This is a genomic window from Streptomyces sp. NPDC085866 (assembly GCF_044541035.1).
In the GTDB taxonomy this organism is placed as follows: domain Bacteria; phylum Actinomycetota; class Actinomycetes; order Streptomycetales; family Streptomycetaceae; genus Streptomyces.
In genome coordinates this window covers 117447-141830 of the sequence record NZ_JBITSQ010000021.1, presented here as the reverse complement: position 1 = coordinate 141830, position 24384 = coordinate 117447, and the positions used below count along the sequence as shown (strand labels likewise).

The window sequence follows — 24384 nt, the reverse complement described above, 5'->3', positions numbered from 1 at the left end:
ACTGCCTACACGAACACGCTCACCGCCGCCGCCACCGCGAAGCCAGCCACCGACAGCACCGACTCCAGCACCGTCCAGGTGCGCAGCGTGTCCCGCTCGGTGATGCCGAAGTACTTGGCCACCATCCAGAAGCCTCCGTCGTTGACGTGCGAGGCGAAGATGGAGCCGGCGGAGATGGCCATGATGACGAGGGCGACGAAGGCCTGGGAGTGGTGGCCCCCGGCGAGGAGCGGGGCGACGATGCCGGCCGTGGTCACGATCGCCACCGTGGCCGAGCCCTGGGCGACCCGCAGCACCAGCGAGATCAGGTACGACAGCATGATCACCGGCAGGCCCACGCCGTGGAAGGTGTCGGACAGGGCCTGGGCGACCCCGCTGGCCTTCAGCACGGCACCGAAGACACCGCCCGCGCCGACCACCAGCAGGATGTTGCCGACCGGCTTGAGGGACGAGGTCGACACCGACTCGAGGGACTTGCGGGACCAGCCGCGCCGGATGCCGAGCAGGTAGTAGGCGAGCAGCAGGGCGAGGGTGAGGGCGACGAAGGGGCTGCCGAAGAACTCGATCACCGAGCGGAAGGCGGAGGGGTCGAGCGCGATCGAGGAGAAGGTGGCGGCGAGGATGAGGACGAGCGGCGTACCGATGATGGCGAGGACCGTGCCGAGCGGCACCGGCTTCTCCTGCGGCTCGACCCCGGCCTCCCGCTGCTCGTGGATCACGGCGAGTCCGGCCTCCGCGGCCGCTTCGACCATGTCCTGCGGTACGGCGACGAAGATCCGCTTTCCGATCCAGGCGGAGAACACCCAGGCGGCCAGGACCGCGGGGATGCCGCAGACGATGCCCATGAGGACGACCCAGCCGAGCTGGACGTGCAGCAGTCCGGCGGCGGCGACCGGCCCCGGGTGCGGCGGCAGGAAGGCGTGGGTCATGGACAGGCCCGCGAGGAGGGGCAGGCAGTAGAGCAGGATCGACTTGCCGGACCGCTTGGCGGCCGCGTAGACGATCGGCGCGAGGACGAAGATGCCGACGTCGAAGAAGACCGGGATACCGAAGATCAGGCCGGTCAGGCCCATGGCGAGGGGCGCGCGCCGCTCCCCGAACAGGTCGAGCAGCCGCGAGGCCAGCACCTCGGCCCCGCCGCTGACTTCGAGGATCGCGCCGAGCATGGTGCCCAGCCCGATGATGATCGCGACATGGCCGAGGATGCCGCCCATCCCGGACTCGATGGTGGAGACGGCGTCGGAGCGCTGGACGGTGCCGAACAGTTCGGTGACGGAGAGGCCGGCGAGGAGACCGACGGCTATGGAGACGGCGAGCAGGGCGACGAAGGGCTGCAGCCGGACCTTGATGATCAGGAAGAGCAGCAGGGCTATGCCGATGGCGGCGACGGTGAGCAGTCCGGCGGTGCCGTCGACGAGGAGGAGCAGGCCTCCGGTGTGGGGTGGGGTTGCGGGGGCGGGGGCGGGGGCGGTTGCGGCGAGCGGAAAGGACATTCGGGGGTCCTCTTCGTAGATGCATCGTTCAGGGGGTCTGAGGTGTCCCCCCGAAGAGCGCAGCCGGGCAGGGGGGATCGCGGCACGGCACCCGAGGCGGGCGCCGTGCCGTGCAGGACGTGCGGGAGGTGATGTGCCGTCAGCTCAGGACGGCGAGGGCGTCGATCTCGACGAGGAGGCCGGCGGGCAGACCGACGTAGACCGTGGTCCGGGCGGCGGGCGGCTGAGTGAGGCCCTGCTCCTCGAAGTACGCGTTGTAGATCTCGTTCATCTCGGCGAAGTGGTCCACGTCGGTGAGGTAGACGCGGATCATCATCGCGTCGTCCCAGCTCGCGCCGCCCTCTTCGAGGATCGCCTTGACGTTGGCGAGGGTCTGCAGGGTCTGCTCGCGCAGGGTGGGACCGGCCGGTGTCGGGGGCTTGCCCTCCTCGGCGGGCAGGAAGCCGACCTGGCCGGCGACCTGGAGGATGTTGCCCTTCTTCACGCCGTGGGAGAACTTCGCGGGCGGGGTGGTGTGGGTCTTCGGGGTGAGCGCGATCTTCTCGGTCATTCGGGGGTGCCCTTCACTGGCGTTCTTCCGGAGTACTCGCCGCTGATCGCGTCCGCGGTACGGCGCACCTGCGGCAGCAGGGTGAGGAGTTCCTCGGCGGTGACGACGACGTTCGGCGCGGACACCGACATCGCGGCGACCACCCGGCCGTCGGCGCCGCGGACGGGGGCCGCGACGCAGTTGATGGACTCCTCGTGGCCCCCGAGGTCGGTGGCCCAGCCCTGTTCGCGCACCTGCTCCAACTCCCGCAGGAACGCGGCGGCGTTGGCGGTGGAACGGGCCGTGTACAGGGGATAGTCGAGCTTGTCCGCGAGGGCGCGGCGCTCGGGTTCGGGCAGGTCGGCGAGGAGCAGCTTGGCGACGGCGGCGACCGTGATGGCGACGGGCTTGCCGATCCGCGAGTACATGCGGACCGGGTAGCGGCTCTCGACCTTGTCGATGTACAGCACCTCGTTCTCCTCGTACACGGCGAGGTGGACGGTGTGGCCGCACTGCTCGTTGAGGCGGACGAGGTGGGGGTGGGCGATCTCGCGGATGTCGAGGTTCTCCATCGCCTCCTGGGCGAGGGCGAAGAGGCGGGCGCCGAGGCGGTAGCGCTGGTCGGACTGGCGGTAGACCAGGCCGTGCTCGTGCAGGGTGCGCAGGAGGCGCAGCGCCGTGGACTTGTGGACGCCGAGCCGGTCGGCGACCTGGCCGAGGTCGGCGGGGCCCTCGGCGAGCAGCGGCAGGATGCTCAGGGCACGGTCGACGGTCTGACTCATGGGGTGTTCGCCTCCTCCGGGGCCTCGTCGGCTTGCGTCCAGCCGGGGCCGAGTCGAAGTCTCCCCCATGCGTCGTCGTCCAGGGCGACGAGGCGGTCGGCGTGGCTCATCCAGGAGGGGCGCCGCGATGGGGGTCCCCCCAGGCGTTCAGCTCCGGGGGAGGCTCCTTGAGGGGCGGTGGTCGGGTGGCGGGTGGGAGGGGGAGCCAGGTCGCCGGGGGCGGTGAGGGCGGCTGCCGCCATGAGGTGACCGTGCCGGAGGCGGTCGCGCACCGGAAGGCCACGGAGGGTGCCGGAGAGGAATCCGGCGGCGAAGGCGTCTCCTGCACCGACCGTCGCCACGACGTCCACGGCGAGGGCCGGTTCGAAGGCGGGCGGTGCCGGTGCGGGCCGGGGGCGGGTCGCGCGGCCCGGCGCCGACGGGGTGCCGTCCGCGTCCGCCCTCCCCATCGCCCCAGCGGCACGACCGCCCGCGGGGAGCGGACACGGTTGCGGGCCCCCGTCGCTCTCGCGTCCGAACACCGTGGCCCCGCGCGCACCCTGCTTCACCACCAGCATCCGTGGTTCGGGCAGCAGCTGCCGGATCGCGGCCGGGCCGCCGGTGACGCCCCAGGCCTGCTCCGCCTCGTCCTCCCCCACGAACACGATGTCGGCGCACCGGGCCAGCTGCAGCAGTACCCGTGCTCCGTCGGCGTCCCGCCACAGTCCAGGCCGGTGATTGACGTCGAAGGAGATGAGCGGGCCCCCGGCAGACGGCTTCAGGAGGTGCCGTACAAGTTCCAGGCACCCTTCCGACAGTGCCGCCGTGATCCCCGACAGGTGCAGCACCCGCCCCGCCCGCACCGCCTCCACGTCCACGTTGTCCACGGCCATCGCGGAAGCCGCAGAGCCCGCCCGGTAATAAGCCACCTCATGCTCGTCCGTCGCCCGGTCCCCCGCCGTGCGGAAGTACAGTCCGGTCGGGCGTCCCGCGTCCCGGCGGACGTGGGCGACGTCGACGCCGTACGCCCCGATCGTCTCGACCAGGTGCTCGCCGAACCCGTCCGCCCCCACCCGGCTCACCCACCGCGTGGAGTGGCCGGAGGCCGCCAGCACGCAGGCCACGTTGGACTCGGCTCCGCCGATCCCGCGCTCGAAGGAGGGGACGTCGGCGAGGCGGCCCGGGCGGGTGGGGAGGAAGGCGACCATGGACTCGCCGAGCGCCACGACGTCCACAATGTCGGGGGCGTTGCGGGCTCCGGTGGCGGTCACGATCGTCGTAGCTCCTCGATGGTGGGAGTCCGTTGACCCCGCGTGGCCGAGATGTTAGACAGCAGTGAGCGACATACGCAATGAACGTTGCAGGGAGTGCAACGCACCAGATTGGGGAGGCCTCATGGCTCAGGAAGCCGGCACCGAAGCACTCGCCCGCCTCGCCGAGGAACGGGTCGACCACCGCTTCAAGGGCCTCCCGCCGGACGCCGAGGGCCTGACCGTCGCCGAGCTGGCCGCTCAGCGCCGCAACCTCTTCACCGACGGCTTCACCACCCCCGTGCTCGCGCTCTCCGCCGAGCGCCTGGAGCACAACCTGCAGCTCATGGAGACGTACGCCACCCGGCACGGCCTCGCCTTCGCCCCGCACGGCAAGACGTCCATGGCGCCCCAGCTCTTCCGGCGCCAGATCGAGCACGGGGCGTGGGGCATCACCCTCGCGGTGCCGCACCAGGTGTGGGTGGCCCGGGCGTTCGGGATCGAGCGGATCTTCCTGGCCAACGAGCTGGTCGACGCGGCGGCCCTGCGCCGGATCGCCGCCGACCTGGCGGCCGACCCCGACTTCCGTTTCGTCTGCTACGTCGACTCCGTGCGCGGGGTCGAGCTGATGGACGCGGCCCTGCGCGGCACGGCCCGCCCGGTGGACGTCGTGGTGGAGCTGGGCGCGGGCGAGGGTGCCCGTACCGGTGTGCGCACGGAGGCGGACGCGCGGGCGGTCGCGGACGCGGTGGCGGGTGTGGAGACGCTGCGCCTGGTGGGCGTGGCGGGCTACGAGGCCCAGGTGCCCGGCGCCGCTCCCGAGCCGGTGCGGGCCTGGCTGGGCCGGATGGTCGAGCTCGCGGCGGAGTTCGACAAGGCCGGGCGGTTCGCCGGGGCCGAGCAGATCGTGGTGAGCGCGGGCGGCAGCGAGTGGTTCGACGCGGTCGCCGACGTCTTCGCCGGCATCCCCGAACTCTCCCTCCCCGTGCTGAAGTTGCTGCGCTCGGGCGCGTACGTCTCGCACGACGACGTGCACTACAGCAGGCTCACCCCGTTCAACCGGGTGCCCGAGGAGGGTGCGCTGGAGCCCGCGTTCCGACTGTGGGCGCAGGTCGTCTCCCGCCCCTCCCCCGAGCAGGCCTTCGTCAACGCGGGCAAGCGCGACGCCGCCTACGACCTCGACCACCCGGTGGCCCACGTGGTGCGCCGGGACGGCACCGAGCACCCGGCGACCGGCATCGAGGTGACCGCCCTGTCCGACCAGCACCTCTGGCTGGGCACCGGACCTGCGGCGGACGTCGAGGTCGGCGACTGGATCGGCTTCGGCCTGTCCCACCCCTGCACGTCGTTCGACAAGTGGCAGCTGATCCCGGTGGCCGAGGCGGACGGGACGGTCGTCGACTTCGTCCGTACGTTCTTCTAGGGATCCGGGGGAGTGCCGTGGAGGACCTCGTCATCCGTGACGCGGACGTCGTCGACGGCAGCGGTGCGGACTCCTACCGCGCCGATGTCGTGGTCTACGGCGGCCGGATCGTCTCGATCGTCAAGGAGGCCGCGGCGGCGGGCTGTCAGCGGCCCCGGGCCCGGCGCGAGCTGGACGCGGAGGGGCTCGTCCTGTCCCCCGGCTTCATCGACATGCACGCCCACTCCGACCTGGCCCTGCTGCGCGACCCCGACCACAGTGCGAAGGCCGCGCAGGGGGTCACACTCGAAGTCGTCGGCCAGGACGGTCTCTCGTACGCGCCCGTGGACGACCGCACGCTGGAGGAGGTCCGGCGGGCGATCACCGGCTGGAACGGGTACGGCGACGACCTCGACATGGACTGGCGGACGGTCGGCGAGTATCTCGACCGGCTGGACCGGGGCATCGCCGTCAACGCCGCCTATCTCGTCCCCCAGGGCACGGTCCGCGCGCTCGCCGTCGGCTGGGAGGACCGCCCGGCCACGCCCGCGGAGCTGGACCGGATGCGGCAACTGGTCGCGGAGGGGCTGGAGCAGGGCGCGGTCGGCCTGTCCTCGGGGCTCACGTACACGCCGGGGATGTATGCCGCGGACGCCGAACTGACCGAGCTGTGCCGGGTGGTGGCGGAGTACGGCGGCTACTACTGCCCGCACCACCGCTCCTACGGCGCCGGCGCCCTGGAGGCCTACGCCGAGATGGTGGCGCTGACCCGGGAGGCGGGCTGCCCACTGCATCTGGCCCACGCGACGATGAACTTCGGCGTGAACAAGGGCCGGGCACCCGAACTGCTGGACCTGCTCGACGAGGCGCTCGACTCCGGCGCGGACATCACGCTGGACACCTATCCCTACACCCCCGGCTCCACCACCCTGGCCGCACTGCTGCCGAGCTGGGCGGGCGAGGGCGGCCCGGAGCGGGTCCTGGCCCGGCTCGCCGACCCGGCGACGGCCGCGCGGATCCGGCACGACCTGGAGGTGACCGGCGCGGACGGCTGCCACGGCGTGCCCGTGGAGTGGGAGACGATCGAGATCTCCGGCGTGACCGCACCGGCCCTGGCGGACCACGTCGGCCGTACGGTCCGGGAGTCGGCGGACCTGCGCGGCGAGAGTCCCTGGACGACTGCGCGCCGTCTGCTGGTGCACGACCGGCTCGGTACGACGGTCCTGCAGCACGTCGGCCACGAGGAGAACGTCCGCACGATCATGCGGCACCGCGCCCACACCGGCGGCTCGGACGGCATCCTGCGCGGAGCCAAGCCGCACCCGCGGGCATACGGCACCTTCCCCCGCTATCTCGGCCACTACGTACGGGAATTGGGCGTGCTGACGCTGGAGGAGTGCGTCGCGCACCTCACGGCGCGGCCCGCGGCCCGGCTGCGACTGCCGGACCGCGGGCTGGTGCGCGAGGGGTACCGGGCCGACCTGGTGCTCTTCGACCCGCGGACGGTGTCGTCCGGCGCCACCTTCGCCGAGCCCCGCATGCTCCCGACCGGGATCCCGTACGTCCTGGTCGACGGCAGGTTCGTCATCGAGGACGGCCGGCGAACGGACGTACTGGCGGGCCGGGCGGTGCGCCGCACACCGGTGTGACCGCCCGGCCCCGAGGGACTACGGCTTGGGCAGGGTGCAGCCGGAGGCGCTCAGGTCGAGCTTGTTGCCGGTCGTGAAGCAGGCCGGGATCTGGTAGGTCTCCTCGGCGTAGTTGATGCCCTGGCGGACGGTCACGTTTCCGCTCTCGTCGACCTCGCACGGGTTGTTCTCGGTGCAGCTCTCGCCGTCCTCGTTGCCCGTGTTGTTGACGGCGACGACGTTGCCGGTGGCCGTGTCGATCACCGGGGAGCCGGAGGTGCCGCCGATGGTGTTGCAGGCGGAGGTGTAGCGCATCGAGTCCTTCCAGGTCCAGCCACCCTCCTTCAGCCGGTACACGAACCCGTCCACGTTGCAGCTGTAGGTCCGCTTCCAGTAGCCGGAGACGACCTTGATGGCGGCGCCGGTGGTCGGGTGCGTGTTCTGCACGGTGAGCGGGCTGATGCCGTACGAGCTCTTGATCGCCGCGTAGGTGGTGGTCAGCCGGTAGATCGTGACGTCCGTGTCCGTCATGGTCGAGTAGACGACCTGGTTGGCGCGGAGCGTGGCGATCCGGCTGCCGGAGGAGCTCAGGAGGCCGAAGGAGCGGCTGGAGGACTGGCCGGTGATGACCTCGCCCGGGTCCGGGAAGCCGGTCTCCAGGCAGTGGCCGTTGGTCATCACGAGCGCCGGGTCGCTGTCCGCGGAGTTCGGGAAGCGGATGACGGAACCGGAGCAGTTGCTGAGCGAGACGGTGCCGGCGTAGGTGACGGTCACCGCCTTTGCCGTCTTGGCCTGGGGCGCGGCGACGGCGGGGGTCGCGCCGAGCCCGGCGATCGCCAGGGCGGACAGCGCGGCCAGGAGAGGCTTGTTCATGTGGGGGTCCCCTCTGCAGACATAAGCGACCGGAGATCTTCCGGCCGCCCACTGTCTTGTCATGAGCATTCTCACGAGAGGGGCAGGGGTGAGCAAGGAGTTGTATGCGAACTGTTTTACTGACGGATCGTCAACCCTGCGGCCATCTGGGCTTCTTGGTGGCACCCCGGCCATGCCCCCGACCACTGGGCGCGGTCGTCGTCGCGTTCGCCGACGGGGTCGTCGCCGTCGGCCTGGGGGCGGCAGAGGTCTGCGCGCCCGGAGAGGTGGCCGTGCTCGCCGACCGGGCAGCCGAGGGGGCGGCGGACGCGGGCACCGGCGAGGCCCCGCCGGGGGTGCCGGCGGTGGCCGTGGCGCTCGGCGCGTCGCTGCCCTTCCGCGTCGTCGCGGCACCGGAGTCGTCGGACGAGACGCGGTCGCCCTTCGCGGGCTGCTGTCCGGCCGGAGAACCCGAGCCACCCGTCAGACCGACGATCACGGCGACGACACCGGCCGCCCCGAGGACCCCCGCGACGGCCACCCGACGACGGCCGCCCTGCTTCTTCCGGCGCCGGAGATCGGCCCGGCCGCCGCCCGCCACGACAGGGGGCGGCCCGGCGGGCTCGGCCGCCGCGGGCACCGGGGGCAGCTCACGGGTCTCGTCGTAGGCGCTCTGCCAGCCGTGGGCGACGGCAGGATCGGCGTACTCCTCGTACGACGGGGCCGGGGCGGCATGCGGGTGGTACACGTTCGGCGGCCCCCCGGGCTCGCCACCCGCTCCGTGCGCGCCGTACGCCTCTGCCCCGTGCTCACGATCGGTGGACATGGGCGGGAATTGTAGAGACGTGTGTGACCCCTGAGACAGCTACCGGCGATAACAGCACAAAGCTCCGTGTCTCACGTGTCGGAAAACACGACCCGCGAGGCGTTACCGGGCCGTAAGCTCACGGACATGCAGGTGATCCAGTCGACCAAGCTCGCCAACGTCTGTTACGAGATCCGGGGCCCAGTTCTCGAGGAGGCGATGCGCCTGGAGGCGGCAGGTCACCGCATCCTGAAGCTCAACACCGGCAACCCGGCCGCCTTCGGCTTCGAGTGCCCGCCGGAGATCCTCGAGGACATCCTCCGCAACGTCTCCACCGCGCACGGCTACGGCGACGCCAAGGGCCTGCTGGCCGCCCGCCGGGCGGTCGTCATGCACAACCAGACCCTCGGCATCGAGACCGACGTCGAGCACGTCTACATCGGCAACGGCGTCTCCGAGCTGATCGTGATGGCGATGCAGGGCCTGCTGGACGACGGCGACGAGGTCCTCGTACCGGCCCCCGACTACCCCCTGTGGACGGCGGCCGTCTCGCTGTCCGGCGGTACGGCGGTGCACTACCGCTGCGACGAGCAGTCGGACTGGATGCCCGACCTCGCCGATGTCGAGCGCAAGGTCACCGATCGCACCAAGGCGATCGTCATCATCAACCCGAACAACCCCACGGGCGCTGTCTACGACGAGGCGATGCTCAAGGGGCTGACGGACATCGCCCGCCGTCACAACCTGCTGGTCTGCTCCGACGAGATCTACGACAAGATCCTCTACGACGGCGCCACGCACACCCCGACCGCCAAGATCGCCCCCGATCTGCTCACCCTCACCTTCAACGGCATGTCCAAGGCGTACCGGGTGGCCGGCTACCGCGTCGGCTGGATGTCGATCTCCGGCCCGCGCGCGCACGCCGACTCCTACATCGAGGGCCTGACGATCCTGGCCAACATGCGGCTGTGCGCCAACATGCCGGGCCAGCACGGTGTGGTCGCCGCGCTCAGCGGACGCCAGTCGATCAACGATCTGGTGCTGCCGGGCGGCCGACTGAAGGAACAGCTGGACGTCGCCTACGAGCTGCTCACCCAGATCCCTGGCGTGACCTGCGTACGGCCCAAGGGCGCGCTGTATCTCTTCCCACGCCTCGACCCCAAGGTCTTCAAGATCAAGGACGACCGGCGGATGGTGCTGGACCTGCTGCGCCAGGAGAAGATCATGGTCGTCCAGGGCACCGGCTTCAACTGGCCCGAGCCCGATCACTTCCGTGTGGTGACCCTGCCGTCCGCCGGCGATCTCCGGGACGCGGTGACCCGGATCGGGAACTTCCTGGACGGATACAGCCAGCCGTAGCAGACGGAGACCGGCGGACCGCAGTCCGTGACATGACTCAACTTTAGACGAAATCCAAGCTAGGATGGTTTCCTGTCAGAGCACAGGAGGCCATCCCATGTACGAACCGATCCGCACCAAGTCGGTCCACAGCACGATGGCCGGCACCCCTTCCGACTTTCCGCACCGGTCGCGCGAGGAAGAGCTGGACATCCAGCTGGCCGGACACCTCTCCGCGCTGCTCGCCGTCACCGACGACCTGCGCTCCCTGACCCCGTCGACCGATCTGGACGCGGCTGCGGAACGCCTCGCCGACGAGGTCGGCCGACTGCGGGGAGGACGTACGCCGTTGCGCGCGACACCGGCCGCGGCCGGTGACCCCGCCGCCCTTCACCAGCGCGCGCACGCTCTCGCCGGCCGCGCCCTCGTGGTCGCCGCCTCCCGGGCGGACACGGCGGCGGCGATCCTCGCGGCCGAGCGGATGGACGCCCACGCCGCCGCCCTGGCCGACCCGAAGGAACTCAGCGCGGCCCACTGACCCCGCCTCAGGGGTCCCCCGATCGGCCCCGGTCCGCGTGCACCCGCAGCGACGCGCGGACCGGGCGCCATGACCCGTGGCGTGACACGCGGAACAACTCGTCACCCGCAAGCAGCCGTTGACGCCGGCCCTGGATGCCGCGCCTCGGCTCTTGGCACATCCCCTTCCCTCCCGTGGCATTGATGCCTGCATTCGGGTGGACTGCACACCACAATTGCCTGCCAAACGGCTGCATCAACACGAACGACTCGTAACGTCGGTGGAAATAATGGTGGTTCGGACTTCAGCACTGTCGGCACCGCCACGTTCTTTTCGGTGCCGACTGCCCGAGGTCAACCACATCCGTGGTCCCTCACTATTTCTACGAGATGTGAAAAAATGAGACGCAGGCGATTGTGGGCGGGGCTCACCGGTGCGGCCGCGGTTGCGACCGGGGTGACCGCCTGGGCAGTTCAGTCACACCCGGCAACGACCCCGGAATCCGAGGACCTTTCGGTGAACCGAAAGGTCCAGGAGGCCAGTACGCTTTTCCAGAGCGCATTGCTGCAGGAGAAGTACCAGGATCCCCAAGGGGCGGCCAGAACCTATCAGCGGGTGCTGCAGCTCGACCCTCGTAACAAACTGGCCTGGTACAACCTGGGGGTCATCGCGCAACGGGACGGCAGAACAGCCGATGCCCGTGAGTCCTACGACAAAGCTCTGAAGATCGATCCGAAGTACGCCTCGGCCCTCTACAACGAGGCGATCCTGCTGAAGTCGAGCGACACCGACCGCGCCGTCGAACTCCTGAAGCGTGCCATCGCCGCAACGCCCAGGGCCTCCACGGCCCATCTCCAACTCGGCTGGATTCTGGCGCAGAAGCACCGTGCCGACGAGGCCGAGAACGAGTTCCGCCGTGCCGTCGCAGCCGATCCCTCGCTGCTTTCCCAGGTCCCGGAACAGTTCCGGGACGACGTAAGCCCCACACCGAACTCAAGTCAGGCAGGTGCCACCGGATGACGTCGACCGCAACCCCCAGGTTCTCCGTCTTCACCCCCAGCCACCAGCCCCGTTTCCTCGACGAGTGCCTCAAGTCCCTGCAGGCACAGACCTGTCAGGACTGGGAGTGGATCGTCCTGCTCAACAACGGCGCCCGGTGGCGGCCGGAGCGACACGACGACCGGGTCCGGGTGGAGATCGCGGACAGCATCCGCGGTGTCGGGGCGGCGAAGCGCAGGGCCTGCGAACTGGCACGCGGCGAGGTCCTCGTCGAACTCGACCACGACGACCTCCTGGCGAAGGCATGCCTGGCGGAACTGGCCAAGGCGTTCGACGCACATCCAGAAGCCGTCTTCGTCTACAGCAACACCGCCCAGATCACCGAGGACGGCAAGCGGGACGACAGCCGCTTCAACGAGGCGCACGGCTGGAAATACGAGGACGTGCGCGTCGACGGCCGCAAGCTGCTCCAGGCCATCTCCATGGAACCGACGCCGCACAACGTCTCCTACATCTGGTACGCGCCGAACCACGTGCGGGCGTTCCGCAAGGAGAGCTACGTGAAGGCCGGCGGATACGACGCCACGCGCACGGTGCTGGACGACCAGGACCTGATGTGCCGTCTGTTTCACCTCGGCGACTTCCACCACATCCCCCGCTGTCTGTACCTGCAGCGGATGCACCCCGCGAACACCCAGCGCGATCCGCAGATCAACGCGCACATCCAGCGCGAGACGGTCGCCCTGTACGACAAGTACATCGAGGCCAACGCCCTCGCCTGGACGCACCGGCGCGAACTCCTCGCGCTGGATCTCGGCGCGGCCCACCGGAAGCCGCCCGGCTATCTGGGCGTGGACCAGTACCCCGGTGAGGGCGTCGACATCGTCGCGACCCTGCCCGGAAGGCTCGACCTGCCCGACAACTCGGTCGGTCTGATGCGGGCGGTGGACTTCCTGGAGCACGTGCCGGCGAAGGTGCCGCTGATCAACGAGCTGTACCGGCTGCTGGCACCGGGCGGCATGCTCCTCACCATGACGCCCAGCTCCGACGGCCGCGGCGCGTACCAGGACCCGACCCACGTCGCCTTCTACAACGAGAACTCGTTCTGGTACTACACGGACAACCAGTACCGTGCCTTCGTGCCCGAGATCGAGGCCAGGTTCCAGTCGTCACGGCTGGTCACCTACTTCCCGACCGAGTGGCACTCCCGGAACAACATCTCCTACGTCGTCGCCAACCTCATCGCGATGAAGGAGGGCTCCGAGCGGTGCGGAGGACCGCTGCTGGTCTAGGGCTCGCACGCGGAAGAGGAGCGCCCTGCGGACCGTCAGGTCCCGCAGGGCGCTCCGGTGTTCGGGGCCTTGCTCCCGCCGCTCAGGACGACGGACGTGCGCTGTTCGTGCGTGCCGCCGCGACCAGAGCGGTGAAGGGGGGCGTCGCGAGGGCCGCAGTCAGTTGGTCGTCCCAGCGCGGGAGGGGGGCGAGGCCGCATCGAGCCCAGTTGCCGTGGCCGAGGACACCGAAAGCCGGCCGGGCGGCCGGGCGCGGGAACTTCTCCGAGCCGACCGGACGGATCCGCTCCGGGTCGAGACCGGCGAGGCGGAAGGTCTCCCGCGCCAGGCCGTACCAGGTGGCACGACCGGCCGCCGTGCCGTGGTAGGTACCTGCCGGCGCCTGCCCGGCCAGGGCCGCACGGCCGAGGGCTGCCAGCTGCTGGGCGAGTGCGCGGGACCAGGTCGGCTGGCCGTGCTGGTCGGCCACCACGTCCAGGGTTTCGCGCCGGCTCGCCAGTTCGAGCATGCGGGCCACGAAATTGGGGCCGTGCGCGCCGTAGAGCCAGGCGGTGCGCACGATGTAACCGGTGTGCGGCAGCAGTTCGGCGACAGCCCGCTCCCCCGCGGCTTTGCCGCGCCCGTACGCGTTGACGGGTGCCATAGGCGCGTCCTCGGGGTAGGGCCGTCGGCTGTCGCCCGGGAACACGTAGTCGGTGGAGACGTGCAGCAGGAGCGCGCCGCTGTCCGCGCAGGCCTGTGCCAGGTGGCGGACGCCCGTGCCGTTCACGGCCGTGGCTGCCGCCTCGGACCGCTCGGCGCCGTCGACGTCCGTCCAGGCCGCGCAGTTGACGACCACACGGTGGCCGGTGACGGCCGCACGGACGGCGACCGGGTCGGTGATGTCCAACTGGTCACGGCCCAGTCCCGTGACCACGGCGCCCGGATGGGCCGCGAGCACGGCCAGCACGTCCTGCCCGAGGAGCCCGCGCGCGCCGGTGACCAGCCATTCGGTGCTCACCGGAGCCCGGCCCTCTCCTTGAGCGGCGCCCACCAGGAGCGGTGTGCGCGGTACCAGGAGACCGTCGCAGCCAGACCCTCGGCGAAGTCCACCTGCGGTGTGTACCCGAGCTGTTCGCGGATCTTGCTGTCGTCCAGCGAGTAGCGCAGGTCGTGGCCCTTGCGGTCGGCCACGTACGCGACCCGGTCCCAGCCCGCGCCGACCGCGTCCAGCAGCAGGCCGGTGAGCTTGTGGTTGCTCAACTCGGTCCCGCCGCCGATGTGGTAGACCTCGCCTGCCCTGCCGCCGTCCAGGACCAGGTCGATGCCCCGGCAGTGGTCGGAGACGTGCAGCCAGTCGCGCATGTTGCGGCCGTCGCCGTACAGGGGAACTTCCTGTCCGTCGAGCAGGTTGGTGATGAAGAGCGGGATGACCTTCTCGGGGAACTGGTACGGCCCGTAGTTGTTCGTGCACCGGGTGACCACGACGTCCAGGCCGTGGGTGCGGTGGTGGGCGAGCGCCAGCAGGTCGGAGCCGGCCTTCGAGGCGGAGTAGGGGGAGTTCGGCGCGAGCGGCCACTCCTCGGTCCACGAGCCTTCGCCGATCGAGCCGTACACCTCGTCGGTGGAGACGTGGACGAAGCGGCCGACGCGGTGGCGGCGGGCCGCGTCCAGAAGCACCTGGGTGCCCATCACATTCGTACGAACGAACGGACCGGCCCCGTCGATAGACCGGTCCACATGCGACTCGGCCGCGAAATGGACCACCGCGTCCTGACCCGCCATCACCTGGTCGACCACGTCCGGGTCACAGATGTCGCCCCGGACGAACGAGTATCCCGGGTTTTCCGACACCGGCGCCAGATTGGACTCGTTTCCCGAATAGGTAAGTTTATCGAGAACGGTGACACGTGCGGTCGGGTCGGTTCCCATCCGTTGGCGGACATATTCCGAACCGATGAATCCGGCGCCGCCGGTCACGAGGATACGCATGGTTCTCCGATTTTCTCTTCGCTCAGCGTTCGGAACCGGTGACATTCCCGGCTGCGGGCACCCACCCCTCACGCTACTCAAGGCCGCGGGACGTTCCCGGCAGGCTGGGCCGATTCAGGATGATGTCGTCGAACTCGACGCCGCGTGTGCCGCGACGCCGGAAGCGCGGGCGGAACGCGGGCGGTGCCCCGAGGCCGAAGCCTCGGGGCACCGTCACTCTTTCCGAAGCGGAGCGGGCAGTCAGTACCGCACCGCCGCTCACGCTACGGGTCAGGGGCTGCAGATCACGAAGGCCTGCACGCCGGCGGGATCGGTGGTGGCAGCCGTCCACGCTGTGGCAGGGCTGCCGCCGGTCGGCTGGCTCTGGTACACGGTGCCGGTGGGGGTGAGAGTACCGGCCTGGTATCCGCCGCCGAGGGCCTGGCCCGTGGTGCAGGTGGCAGTCGACGTCGCTCCCAGAGTTCCGGTCACGACGGTGGTGGTACCCAGGCCACCCTGCGCGCCCTGGGCGCCCACGTCACCCTGGACACCCTGGGCACCGACATCGCCCTGGAAGCCCTGCGGACCCTGGACACCCGGGACACCCTGCGCGCCCACGTCACCCTGGACACCCTGCACACCGACATCGCCCTGGAAGCCCTGCGGACCCTGGACACCCGGGACACCCTGCGCGCCCACGTCACCCTGGACACCCTGCACACCGACGTCACCCTGCGCGCCCTGGACACCGGGCACACCCTGCGCGCCCACGTCACCCTGGACACCCTGCACACCGACGTCACCCTGCGCGCCCTGGACACCCGGGACACCCTGCGCGCCCACGTCACCCTGGACACCCTGCACACCGACATCGCCCTGGAAGCCCTGGGGACCCTGGACACCCGGGACACCCTGCGCGCCCACGTCACCCTGGACACCCTGCACACCGACGTCACCCTGCGGGCCCTGGAAGCCCTGCAGACCCTGCACGCCGACACCGACGTTGCCCTGGAAGCCCCGCGGGCCCTGGACGCCGACGTCACCCTGCGCACCCTGCGGACCCGTGGCACCGGTCAGGCCGTTCGAACCCGTGGCGCCCTGTGGGCCTGTAGGACCGGTGGCACCCGTGGAGCCCGTGGCACCGGTGTCGCCCTGCGGGCCCTGCGGGCCCGTGGAGCCGGTGGTCCCGGTGGCGCCCTGAGAACCCTGCGGGCCCGTGGCACCGGTCAGACCGGTCGAACCCGTGGCACCCTGCACGCCCGGGTCACCCTGAGGACCCTGCACGCCGACACCGACGTCACCCTGGAAGCCCTGCGGACCCTGCACGCCGACACCGACGTCACCCTGGACACCCTGGGCACCGACATCACCCTGAGCACCCTGGACACCCGGAGCACCCTGCACACCCGGGTCACCCTGAGCACCCTGCACGCCGACACCGACGTCACCCTGGACACCCTGGGGACCGACATCGCCCTGCGCGCCCTGGACACCCGGGTCACCCTGAGCACCCTGCACGCCGACACCGACGTCACCCTGGGCACCGACATCACCCTGAGCACCCTGGACACCCGGAGCACCCTGCACACCCGGGTCACCCTGAGCACCCTGCACGCCGATACCGACATCGCCCTGAGCACCCTGGACACCCGGGGCACCCTGCACGCCCGGGTCACCCTGAGCACCCTGCACGCCGATACCGACATCGCCCTGAGCACCCTGGACACCCGGAGCACCCTGCACACCCGGGTCACCCTGAGCACCCTGCACGCCTACACCGACGTCGCCCTGGAAGCCCTGCGGACCCTGCACGCCGACACCCTGGACACCCTGGGCACCGACATCACCCTGAGCGCCCTGGACACCCGGGGCACCCTGCACGCCCGGGTCACCCTGAGCACCCTGCACGCCGATACCGACGTCACCCTGCGCACCCTGGACACCCTGGAAGCCCTGCGGACCCTGGTTACCGGGCGTTCCCTGGACACCCCCGGGGTCGCCCTTGTCACCCTTGTCGCCCTTGTCGCCCTTGTCGCCCTGCGGGCCCTGGACACCCGGGACACCCTGCGGGCCCTGGGGGCCGGTGTGGCCACGCGGGCCCTGAGGGCCCTGAGGGCCGCGGTCGTCGTCGTCGCCGCCGTACGGGTCGGCCTTGCCCTTGCCGTGGTCGGCACTCACGGCACCGTTCGGGCCGGGCAGCCCCACACTGCCGTTCACGCCGGACCGGTGGATCGCGTCGGCGACGGCCACCGCGCTCGGAGCGATATTGAGCACGACGGCAAGCGCGCCCACGGAAACCATGGTCGCGGATTTCACGCGTGAACTCCGCATTGTTTTACGGCTCACTGAGAACCTTCCTCGCGAAACTTGGGGAAGTGGCCACACCACAAGCGCACACCCTGAGTGCGCTGCCCCGGACGCGGCCACTGACAGAGCCATTGTTCACCCCTGAAGGCGGAATGATTACAAACCTGCCCTTGGCATAGTCCAATATCACCCGGGTGGCCTCAACGAGCAGAAATAACGCAGGGCACTCCAAGAATTCCAACTCAATGGAACTCGGCGACCGCGAGACTTCTGCGATACGCACTGCAGGCCTCGAAGGAAGGCAGCAGGCCCTGCCGTTCGGCCTCCTCCAGCGTGGGCGCCGCCGCGTCCTTGTCGGAGAGACGCGGTACGAGATCCTCGGGCCAGGCGATGGCCAGCGAAGGGTCTAGCGGATTGATCCCGAACTCCCTCTGCGGCGCGTACCCTTCCGAACACAGGTAGACGACCGTGGAGTTGTCGTCCAGGGCCATGAAGGCGTGACCCAGCCCTTCCGACAGATAGACGCAACGGGGCGTGGTGTCGTCCAGCCGAACCGCCTCCCATTTCCCGAAAGTCGGCGAACCGGTGCGGATGTCGACCACCACGTCGAGGACGGCGCCGCTGACGCACGTCACATACTTGGCCTGTCCCGGCGGAACCGACGCGTAGTGGATACCGCGGAGAGTTCCGCGGACGGAGCGGGAGCAGTTGGCCTGCGCGAGGCGGAGCCCCTGGCCGAGAGAATCGACGAATCTCTCGCCCTTGAACCACTCATGGAATCGGCCCCTGTCGTCCGCGAAGACAGTGGGTGTGTCCACCCAGGCCCCTTCAATTCCCAGTGGTCGCACGTGACCACTTCCTTCCATCACGCTGCTGTTCTTGCCGAACTTGACGTCCGTGTCTTCGGGACGTCAGCCGCGCGACTTTAGTCAGGAGAAGGATGCCGTCACGCAAATGCTCCCGGACCGGTGCCCAGCAGTTCCCCGCCGCGCGATCCGGTGTCCCCGCTGCTCCGCGGGGGCGCGACCAGGCACGGGGAATCCTCCAAAAGCCCCAGCAGGTAATGGCCGTACCCGCTCTTGAGCAGCGGCCGGGCCAGCTCCCGGAGCCGGTCGTCGTCGATCAGGCCGGCCCGCCAGGCAGCCTCCTCGATACAACCGACCTTGAAGCCCTGGCGCTCCTCGATCACCCGGACGAATTCCGACGCCTGAACCATGGAGGTGAAGGTCCCGGTGTCCAGCCAGGCCGTGCCCCGGTCGAGCCGGGTGACGTTCAGTTCCCCGGCCTCCAGATAGACGCGGTTGAGGTCGGTGATCTCCAACTCGCCCCTGGCGCTCGGCCGAAGGCCGTGCGCGATCTCCACGACCCGGTTGTCGTAGAAGTACAGTCCGGGTACGGCGTACCGCGACTTCGGCCGGACCGGTTTCTCCTCGATGGACAGCACCCGGCCTCGCTCGTCGAACTCCACGACACCGTAGGCCGAAGGGTTGGCGACCTGATAGGCGAACACCCTGCCGCCCTTCAGATCGTCATAGCGGGCCAGCCGTGTTCCCAGGCCGGTGCCGTGGAAGATGTTGTCCCCCAGAATCAGCGCGACCGGCTCGTCGCCGATGAAGTCGGCCCCCAGGACGAGAGCGTGAGCGATGCCCTCCGGGCGTTCCTGCGCCACGTATTCCAGCCGCAGGCCCAGTTGAGCGCCGTCGCCGAGCAACCGGCGGAACTGGTCCTGGTCTTCCGGGGTGGTGATGATCAGAATCTCCCGGACGCCGGCCATCAGCAGTGTGGAAAGCGGGTAGTAGATCATCGGCTTGTCGAAAACCGGCAGCAGTTGCTTCGACACCGAACGGGTCAACGGCCACAGCCTTGAGCCGGTACCCCCGGCCAGCAGAATTCCGCGCACGGGATCACCATAGGCGAATTGCCCACAGATACACCTTTCGCGCGACGTGTGGCGTGTACCGACCTGCGTCTGCGCCGGGCCATGTGCCGACGGGGCCCGCCCCGTACGCCGTTGTACGGTGCGGGCCCCGGGCCTCTTCGTGGTGCCGTCACCACGGCCGGCCGTGACGATCGCTGGTCAGGGCATCCCAACCGGCCGTGGAGTCTTGTCCGCGGGTCTCAGCCCAGACGCTCGACCAGCGCGCGGTACTGGTCCCACAGCTCCTTCGGAGTGTGGTCGCCGAAGGTGTTGAGGTGGTCGGGGACGAGGGCCGCCTCCTCGCGCCAGATCTCCTTGTCGACCGTGAGCAGGAAGTCCAGGTCGGACTCGGCCAGCTCCAGGCCGTTCGTGTCCAGCGCGTCCCGGGTCGGCAGGACGCCGATCGGGGTCTCGACACCCTCGGCCTTGCCGTCCAGGCGCTCCACGATCCACTTCAGGACGCGGCTGTTCTCACCGAAGCCCGGCCAGACGAACTTGCCCTCGTCGTTCTTCCGGAACCAGTTGACGTAGTAGATCTTCGGCAGCTTGGACTGGTCCTTGTCCTTGGCCACGTCGACCCAGTGGGCCATGTAGTCGCCCATGTTGTAGCCGCAGAACGGGAGCATCGCGAACGGGTCGCGGCGCAGCTCGCCGACCTTGCCCTCGGCGGCGGCGGTCTTCTCGCTCGCCACGTTGGCGCCGAGGAAGACGCCGTGGTTCCAGTCGAAGGACTCGGTCACCAGCGGCACCGCGGTGGCGCGGCGGCCGCCGAAGAGGATGGCCGAGATCGGCACACCCTTCGGGTCCTCCCATTCCGGCGCGATGATCGGGCACTGGGAGGCCGGGACGGTGAAGCGGGCGTTCGGGTGGGCGGCCGGGGTCTCGGACGCCGGCGTCCAGTCGTTGCCCTTCCAGTCGGTCAGGTGTGCCGGGGACTCCTCGGTCATGCCCTCCCACCAGACGTCGCCGTCGTCGGTGAGCGCGACGTTGGTGAAGACCGCGTTGCCCCACAGCGTCTTCATCGCGTTGGCGTTGGTGTGCTCACCGGTGCCGGGCGCGACGCCGAAGAAACCGGCCTCGGGGTTGATCGCGTACAGCTGGCCGTCCTCGCCGAACCGCATCCAGGCGATGTCGTCGCCGATGGTCTCCACGGTCCAGCCGGAGATCGTGGGCTCCAGCATGGCGAGGTTGGTCTTGCCGCAGGCGCTCGGGAAGGCGGCGGCGACGTACTTGGACTCGCCCTGCGGCGGGGTGAGCTTGAGGATCAGCATGTGCTCGGCCAGCCAGCCCTCGTCACGGGCCATGACGGAGGCGATGCGCAGGGCGTAGCACTTCTTGCCGAGCAGCGCGTTGCCGCCGTAGCCGGAGCCGTACGACCAGATCTCGCGGCTCTCCGGGAAGTGGGAGATGTACTTGGTCTGGTTGCAGGGCCACGGGACGTCCGCCTCGCCGGGCTCCAGCGGGGCGCCGAGCGAGTGGACGGCCTTGACGAAGAAGCCGCTGTCGCCCAGCTCGTCCAGGACGGCCTGGCCCATGCGCGTCATCGTGCGCATGGAGACGGCGACGTAGGCGGAGTCGGTGATCTCCACGCCGATCGCGGACAGCGGGGAGCCGAGCGGGCCCATGCAGAACGGGACGACGTACATCGTCCGGCCCTTCATCGAACCGCGGAACAGGCCCTTCTCGCCGGCGAAGATCTCCCGCATCTCGGCGGGGGCCTTCCAGTGGTTGGTCGGGCCGGCGTCCTCCTCCTTCTCCGAGCAGATGAAGGTCCGGTCCTCGACGCGCGCGACGTCGGTCGGGTCGGAGGCGGCGTAGTAGGAGTGCGGGCGCTTGATCGGGTCGAGCTTCTTGAAGGTCCCCTTGCCGACGAGCTCCTCGCACAGTCGCTCGTACTCGGCCTCGGATCCGTCACACCAGACCACGTTGTCCGGCTGGGTCAGTTCGACGATCTCGTTGACCCACGAGATCAGTTCCTGGTGGTTGGTGGGGATGACGGTGGGAGCCGCGATGTCGCGCGCCACGATTGCTCCTAATTGAGGGATTTTATGTCTTGTCGCCCCGTGGGGGCTGCGACCCGGACGCTTCGTAGCTGCTCATCCGGTGCCGACCGCACTCATTTGATCATCCGATTCTAGTGCCCATCTGTCCAGAGGGCATCACAGGTGAGCAACGTGAGGAATCCCACGGTTTCCGTGATTCTTTGCGTGCACGTGGAGTTCAACAGAAGGACTTTTTGCGTTACGGCCACTCACGAGGGCGCGCTGACACGCGACTTACGGCGCCGTAGGTACCATGCCCCGCATGACTGCGCCCGTCCCCGACGCGCCCACGGACTCGCCGGCCGCCGGCCGCGGTCCCACCGCGCTCTCCCTGCCGCATCCGGCCAAGCCCAGGCTCCGCGGCTGGCTGCACCTCGGCATGTTCCCGGCCGTACTCATCGCGGGGCTGGTACTCACCGCCCTCGCCGACTCCACCAGAGGCCGCATCGCCTGCGGGATCTACGTCCTGACGGCATGCCTGCTCTTCGGCGTCAGCGCCCTGTACCACCGGGGCGACTGGAGCCCCCGGATGGACGGCGTCCTGCGCCGCCTCGACCACGCCAACATCTTCCTGATCATCGCGGGCACCTACACCCCGCTGACCATGCTGCTCCTGCCGGGCGCCAAGGGTCAGTGGCTGCTGTGGAGCGTCTGGGCCGCGGCCGCCGCGGGCATCGTCTTCCGGGTCTTCTGGGTCGGCGCCCCTCGCTGGCTCTACACCCCCTGCTACATAGCGATGGGCTGGGCGGCCGTCTTCTTCCTGCCCGACTTCATGCGCACCGGCGGCATCGCCGTCCTGGTGCTGGTGATCGTCGGCGGCCTCCTCTACAGCGCGGGCGGCGTGATCTACGGCATCAAGCGCCCGAACCCCTCACCGCGCTGGTTCGGCTTCCACGAGGTCTTCCACTCCCTCACCCTCGCCGCGTTCGTCGTCCACTACGTGGGCATCTCACTGGTGGCGTACCAGCACTCGTAACCCTTTCGAGCAGCCCCTTTCCGGCCACGGCGCTTCCGTCGTGGCCGTTTTTCATGCCCTGACAGCACATCCCTATTGACGGCGAACATCTTTTGAGAGTTACTCTCATTTCATGGTTGCTGTCACCCAGACCGACGAGACGCGGCACGATCCCCGCCGCTGGTGGGCCCTCGGGGCCCTGGTCGCGAGCATGCTCACGCTCGGCTTCGACATGACGATCCTCAATGTGGCGCTGCCGACCATGGCGGAGCAGCTCGGCGCCACCACCGGCCAGCAGCAGTGGATGGCGGACGCGTACGTCGTCGTGTTCGCCGCGCTGATGCTCCCGGCCGGACTGCTCGGTGACCGGTTCGGACGGCGGCGGATGCTGATCACCGGACTCGGGATCTTCCTGGCCGGCTCCCTCATGGGTGCCCTGGCCGGGGACGTGAACTGGGTGATCGCCGCCCGCACCGTCATGGGTGCCGGGGCCGCGCTGATCACGCCGCTGGCGATGTCCGTGCTGCCGTCCCTGTTCACGCCCGACGAACAGGGCAAGGCCCTCGGCCTCGTCTCCACCGGCTCGGCCCTGGGCCTGCCGCTGGGCCCGATCATCGGTGGCTGGCTGCTCGACCACTTCTGGTGGGGCTCGGTCTTCCTGATCAACATCCCGATGGTCGCGCTCGGCATCCTCGCCTGCGTCCTGCTGCTGCCCGAGACCCGTGACCCCGCCTCCCCCTCGGTCGACTCGCTCTCCACCGTGTTCACCACGGCCGGGCTGGGCGCCCTCATCTACGCGATCATCGAGGCCCCCGACCGCGGCTGGGGCGATCCGCTGATCCTCGCCGTGTTCGCGGGAGCCGCGGTCCTGATCACCGGGCTGGTGCTGCGCTCGCGCCGGGTCCGGCACCCGATGCTGGACATGAGCCTGCTCGCCCAGCGCGGCTTCCTGCTCAACACCGTCGCCGCGACCCTGGTGATGTTCGTGCTGTCCGGGCTGATGTTCGTGCTGCCGCCCTACCTCCAGGCCGTCCTCGGCAACGACACCCTCGGCACCGGTGTCCGGATGCTGCCGATGGTCCTCGGCCTGTCCGTCGCGGCGAAGCTCGCTCCCCCGCTCGCCGGCCGCTTCGGGTCGCGCGCCACGGTCAGCGCGGGCCTGGTGGTGCTGGCCTTCGCCGCCCTGCTCGGCAGCCGTACGACGACCGACTCGGGCTACGGCTTCACCGCGCTGTGGCTCACCGTCGCCGGACTCGGCTTCGGCTGCGCGCTCGTGCCGTCCATGACCGGTGCCCTCGCGACCCTGCCCCGCGACCGGGCCGGCAGCGGCTCCGGACTGCTGATGACCCTGCGCCAGGTCGGCTCCGCGATCGGCATCGCCCTGCTCGGCAGCCTGCTGGCCAATGTCTTCCGCGACCGGCTCGACGTGACCGGCCTGCCCGCACCGGCCGCCCGCACGGCCGGGGACTCGGTGGTCGCCGCGCACTTGATCGCCGAGAGGACGGGCGCCGCCCACCTCGCCGCCTCCGCGAACGGCGCGTACGTCCACGGCATGGGCGTGGTCCTGCTGGTGTGCGGCGTTGCCGCCCTGGTCTCCGCGCTTCTGGCGGCGGCGTTCCTGCCGAACACCCCGGTCGCGCAGCGCACGGAACGCGAACAGGTCCCGGCCGTGGCCGCCCCCGCGGGAGATGCCGGACAATGACGGGCATGACGGCCGCTCACTCCCCCACCTCCGCCGCCGACCGACCCCGCCTCGGTCTGCGCGAACGCAAGAAGATCAAGACCCGTGAGGCGATCCGCGCGGCGACGTACGCCCTGGTGGAGGAGCAGGGGTACGACGCCACGACCATCGACCAGATCGCCGACCGGGCGGAGGTGTCGCCGTCGACCGTCTTCCGCTACTTCCCCACCAAGGAGGACATCGTCCTCACCGACGAGTACGACCCGCTGCTCCTGGACGAGCTGAGGGCACGACCGGCGGACGAGCCGTGGACGGAGTCCATCCGGTACGTGACGCACCGGGCCGTCCAGGCCGGCGTCGAGGAGGACGCCAGGGTGTCCCGACTGCGCAGCCGGCTGACGGCCGAGGTCCCCGCGGTGCGCTCGCGGATGATGGAGACCATGTCGGTCACCGGCCGGATGATCTGCCAGGCCGTCGGCGAGCGCACCGGCCGCGACCCGGAGAGCCTGGAGGTGCGGGTTTACGCCATGTCCCTGATCGGCGCTCTGATGGAGGCCACGATGTACTGGGCCGAGCACGGCCACCAGGACGACTACACGGACCTGCTCGACCGCACCCTGGACGTCCTGGAGCACGGCCTGCCCGAGGAAAAGCACTGAGGTCCG

Annotated in this window: 21 protein-coding genes; 10 read left to right on the top strand and 11 right to left on the bottom strand. The window is 69.9% G+C overall.

Annotated features, from left to right (window positions below):
* Positions 1 to 5: 5 nt before the first annotated feature.
* From ACIF83_RS39845 to ACIF83_RS39830, 4 genes are all read right to left on the bottom strand, one after another.
* Positions 6 to 1493: a GntP family permease gene (locus ACIF83_RS39845; RefSeq protein ID WP_399734683.1), complete on the bottom strand. Its 1488-nt coding sequence runs from the start codon at positions 1491 to 1493 to the stop codon at positions 6 to 8.
* Between the two features lie 139 nt (positions 1494 to 1632).
* Entirely contained in the window at positions 1633 to 2043 is a 411-nt protein-coding gene (locus ACIF83_RS39840) for a RidA family protein (protein ID WP_399734680.1), read from the bottom strand.
* Positions 2040 to 2804: an IclR family transcriptional regulator gene (locus tag ACIF83_RS39835; RefSeq protein ID WP_393468292.1), complete on the bottom strand. Its 765-nt coding sequence runs from the start codon at positions 2802 to 2804 to the stop codon at positions 2040 to 2042. Before ACIF83_RS39835 ends, ACIF83_RS39840 begins: the two co-directional genes overlap by 4 nt.
* On the bottom strand, positions 2801 to 4054 hold the full coding sequence (locus tag ACIF83_RS39830) for a sugar kinase (RefSeq protein ID WP_399734677.1): 1254 nt from the start codon (positions 4052 to 4054) through the stop codon (positions 2801 to 2803). Before ACIF83_RS39830 ends, ACIF83_RS39835 begins: the two co-directional genes overlap by 4 nt.
* A 124-nt stretch (positions 4055 to 4178) precedes the next feature.
* Here ACIF83_RS39830 and ACIF83_RS39825 point away from each other — a divergent pair, with 124 nt between their 5' ends.
* Both ACIF83_RS39825 and ACIF83_RS39820 read left to right on the top strand, forming a co-directional pair.
* On the top strand, positions 4179 to 5456 hold the full coding sequence (locus ACIF83_RS39825; RefSeq protein ID WP_399734674.1) for an alanine racemase: 1278 nt from the start codon (positions 4179 to 4181) through the stop codon (positions 5454 to 5456).
* Between the two features lie 17 nt (positions 5457 to 5473).
* On the top strand, positions 5474 to 7084 hold the full coding sequence (locus ACIF83_RS39820) for an amidohydrolase family protein (protein WP_399734671.1): 1611 nt from the start codon (positions 5474 to 5476) through the stop codon (positions 7082 to 7084).
* A gap of 18 nt (positions 7085 to 7102) precedes the next feature.
* Here ACIF83_RS39820 and ACIF83_RS39815 read toward each other — a convergent pair whose 3' ends face one another.
* Positions 7103 to 7936, bottom strand: a complete 834-nt coding sequence (locus tag ACIF83_RS39815) for a serine protease (RefSeq protein ID WP_393468281.1) — start codon at positions 7934 to 7936, stop codon at positions 7103 to 7105.
* A gap of 130 nt (positions 7937 to 8066) precedes the next feature.
* A complete protein-coding gene (locus tag ACIF83_RS39810; RefSeq protein ID WP_399734668.1) occupies positions 8067 to 8741 on the bottom strand; it encodes a hypothetical protein in 675 nt (224 codons plus the stop codon).
* Between the two features lie 126 nt (positions 8742 to 8867).
* Between ACIF83_RS39810 and ACIF83_RS39805 the strand changes: the two genes are divergently transcribed.
* The 4 genes from ACIF83_RS39805 (at position 8868) to ACIF83_RS39790 (ending at position 12866) form a co-directional block, all read left to right on the top strand.
* Complete coding sequence (locus ACIF83_RS39805; protein ID WP_398137104.1) at positions 8868 to 10079, top strand: pyridoxal phosphate-dependent aminotransferase; 1212 nt, start codon at positions 8868 to 8870, stop codon at positions 10077 to 10079.
* Positions 10080 to 10176: 97 nt separating this feature from the next.
* The gene (locus tag ACIF83_RS39800) at positions 10177 to 10596 is read left to right on the top strand and encodes a hypothetical protein (RefSeq protein WP_393468272.1); all 420 of its coding nucleotides are present in this window, start codon (positions 10177 to 10179) and stop codon (positions 10594 to 10596) included.
* A 495-nt stretch (positions 10597 to 11091) separates the two neighbouring features.
* Positions 11092 to 11595, top strand: coding sequence for a tetratricopeptide repeat protein (locus ACIF83_RS39795; RefSeq protein WP_393468269.1), 504 nt, complete (start codon positions 11092 to 11094; stop codon positions 11593 to 11595).
* Entirely contained in the window at positions 11592 to 12866 is a 1275-nt protein-coding gene (locus ACIF83_RS39790) for a glycosyltransferase (RefSeq protein WP_393468266.1), read from the top strand. Before ACIF83_RS39795 ends, ACIF83_RS39790 begins: the two co-directional genes overlap by 4 nt.
* An 82-nt stretch (positions 12867 to 12948) precedes the next feature.
* Here the strand turns inward: ACIF83_RS39790 and rfbD are convergent, their stop codons facing one another.
* Both rfbD and rfbB read right to left on the bottom strand, forming a co-directional pair.
* Positions 12949 to 13866: a dTDP-4-dehydrorhamnose reductase gene (gene rfbD / locus ACIF83_RS39785; RefSeq protein WP_399734663.1), complete on the bottom strand. Its 918-nt coding sequence runs from the start codon at positions 13864 to 13866 to the stop codon at positions 12949 to 12951.
* The gene (gene rfbB, locus ACIF83_RS39780) at positions 13863 to 14837 is read right to left on the bottom strand and encodes a dTDP-glucose 4,6-dehydratase (RefSeq protein ID WP_399734660.1); all 975 of its coding nucleotides are present in this window, start codon (positions 14835 to 14837) and stop codon (positions 13863 to 13865) included. The genes rfbD and rfbB overlap by 4 nt, the downstream gene beginning before the upstream one ends.
* A 183-nt stretch (positions 14838 to 15020) precedes the next feature.
* Here rfbB and ACIF83_RS39775 point away from each other — a divergent pair, with 183 nt between their 5' ends.
* Positions 15021 to 17138, top strand: coding sequence for a hypothetical protein (locus ACIF83_RS39775; RefSeq protein WP_399734657.1), 2118 nt, complete (start codon positions 15021 to 15023; stop codon positions 17136 to 17138).
* A gap of 227 nt (positions 17139 to 17365) precedes the next feature.
* Here ACIF83_RS39775 and ACIF83_RS39770 read toward each other — a convergent pair whose 3' ends face one another.
* From ACIF83_RS39770 to ACIF83_RS39760, 3 genes are all read right to left on the bottom strand, one after another.
* Complete coding sequence (locus ACIF83_RS39770) at positions 17366 to 17971, bottom strand: dTDP-4-dehydrorhamnose 3,5-epimerase family protein (protein WP_399734654.1); 606 nt, start codon at positions 17969 to 17971, stop codon at positions 17366 to 17368.
* Positions 17972 to 18069: 98 nt separating this feature from the next.
* Positions 18070 to 19023 (bottom strand): glucose-1-phosphate thymidylyltransferase RfbA, encoded by a 954-nt coding sequence (rfbA, locus tag ACIF83_RS39765; protein WP_399734651.1) that lies wholly within the window; start codon positions 19021 to 19023, stop codon positions 18070 to 18072.
* Between the two features lie 218 nt (positions 19024 to 19241).
* Positions 19242 to 21065, bottom strand: a complete 1824-nt coding sequence (locus ACIF83_RS39760) for a phosphoenolpyruvate carboxykinase (GTP) (protein ID WP_393468247.1) — start codon at positions 21063 to 21065, stop codon at positions 19242 to 19244.
* A gap of 280 nt (positions 21066 to 21345) precedes the next feature.
* On the opposite strand from ACIF83_RS39760, the gene ACIF83_RS39755 reads away from it, so the two are divergent.
* From ACIF83_RS39755 to ACIF83_RS39745, 3 genes are all read left to right on the top strand, one after another.
* Positions 21346 to 22059, top strand: coding sequence for a hemolysin III family protein (locus ACIF83_RS39755; protein ID WP_399734648.1), 714 nt, complete (start codon positions 21346 to 21348; stop codon positions 22057 to 22059).
* Between the two features lie 112 nt (positions 22060 to 22171).
* Positions 22172 to 23740 (top strand): MFS transporter, encoded by a 1569-nt coding sequence (locus ACIF83_RS39750; RefSeq protein WP_399734645.1) that lies wholly within the window; start codon positions 22172 to 22174, stop codon positions 23738 to 23740.
* The gene (locus tag ACIF83_RS39745) at positions 23737 to 24378 is read left to right on the top strand and encodes a TetR/AcrR family transcriptional regulator (protein ID WP_393468241.1); all 642 of its coding nucleotides are present in this window, start codon (positions 23737 to 23739) and stop codon (positions 24376 to 24378) included. Before ACIF83_RS39750 ends, ACIF83_RS39745 begins: the two co-directional genes overlap by 4 nt.
* Positions 24379 to 24384 lie beyond the last annotated feature (6 nt).

Bases quoted from the DNA above. Each gene is read 5' to 3' on its own strand.
- ACIF83_RS39845 (WP_399734683.1), bottom strand. From the start codon at position 1,493: ATGTCCTTTCCGCTCGCCGCAACCGCCCCCGCCCCCGCCCCCGCAACC.
- ACIF83_RS39840 (WP_399734680.1), bottom strand. From the start codon at position 2,043: ATGACCGAGAAGATCGCGCTCACCCCGAAGACCCACACCACCCCGCCC.
- ACIF83_RS39835 (WP_393468292.1), bottom strand. From the start codon at position 2,804: ATGAGTCAGACCGTCGACCGTGCCCTGAGCATCCTGCCGCTGCTCGCC.
- ACIF83_RS39825 (WP_399734674.1), top strand. From the start codon at position 4,179: ATGGCTCAGGAAGCCGGCACCGAAGCACTCGCCCGCCTCGCCGAGGAA.
- ACIF83_RS39815 (WP_393468281.1), bottom strand. From the start codon at position 7,936: ATGAACAAGCCTCTCCTGGCCGCGCTGTCCGCCCTGGCGATCGCCGGG.
- ACIF83_RS39810 (WP_399734668.1), bottom strand. From the start codon at position 8,741: ATGTCCACCGATCGTGAGCACGGGGCAGAGGCGTACGGCGCGCACGGA.
- ACIF83_RS39805 (WP_398137104.1), top strand. From the start codon at position 8,868: ATGCAGGTGATCCAGTCGACCAAGCTCGCCAACGTCTGTTACGAGATC.
- ACIF83_RS39800 (WP_393468272.1), top strand. From the start codon at position 10,177: ATGTACGAACCGATCCGCACCAAGTCGGTCCACAGCACGATGGCCGGC.
- ACIF83_RS39790 (WP_393468266.1), top strand. From the start codon at position 11,592: ATGACGTCGACCGCAACCCCCAGGTTCTCCGTCTTCACCCCCAGCCAC.
- rfbB (WP_399734660.1), bottom strand. From the start codon at position 14,837: ATGCGTATCCTCGTGACCGGCGGCGCCGGATTCATCGGTTCGGAATAT.
- ACIF83_RS39755 (WP_399734648.1), top strand. From the start codon at position 21,346: ATGACTGCGCCCGTCCCCGACGCGCCCACGGACTCGCCGGCCGCCGGC.
- ACIF83_RS39750 (WP_399734645.1), top strand. From the start codon at position 22,172: ATGGTTGCTGTCACCCAGACCGACGAGACGCGGCACGATCCCCGCCGC.
- ACIF83_RS39745 (WP_393468241.1), top strand. From the start codon at position 23,737: ATGACGGGCATGACGGCCGCTCACTCCCCCACCTCCGCCGCCGACCGA.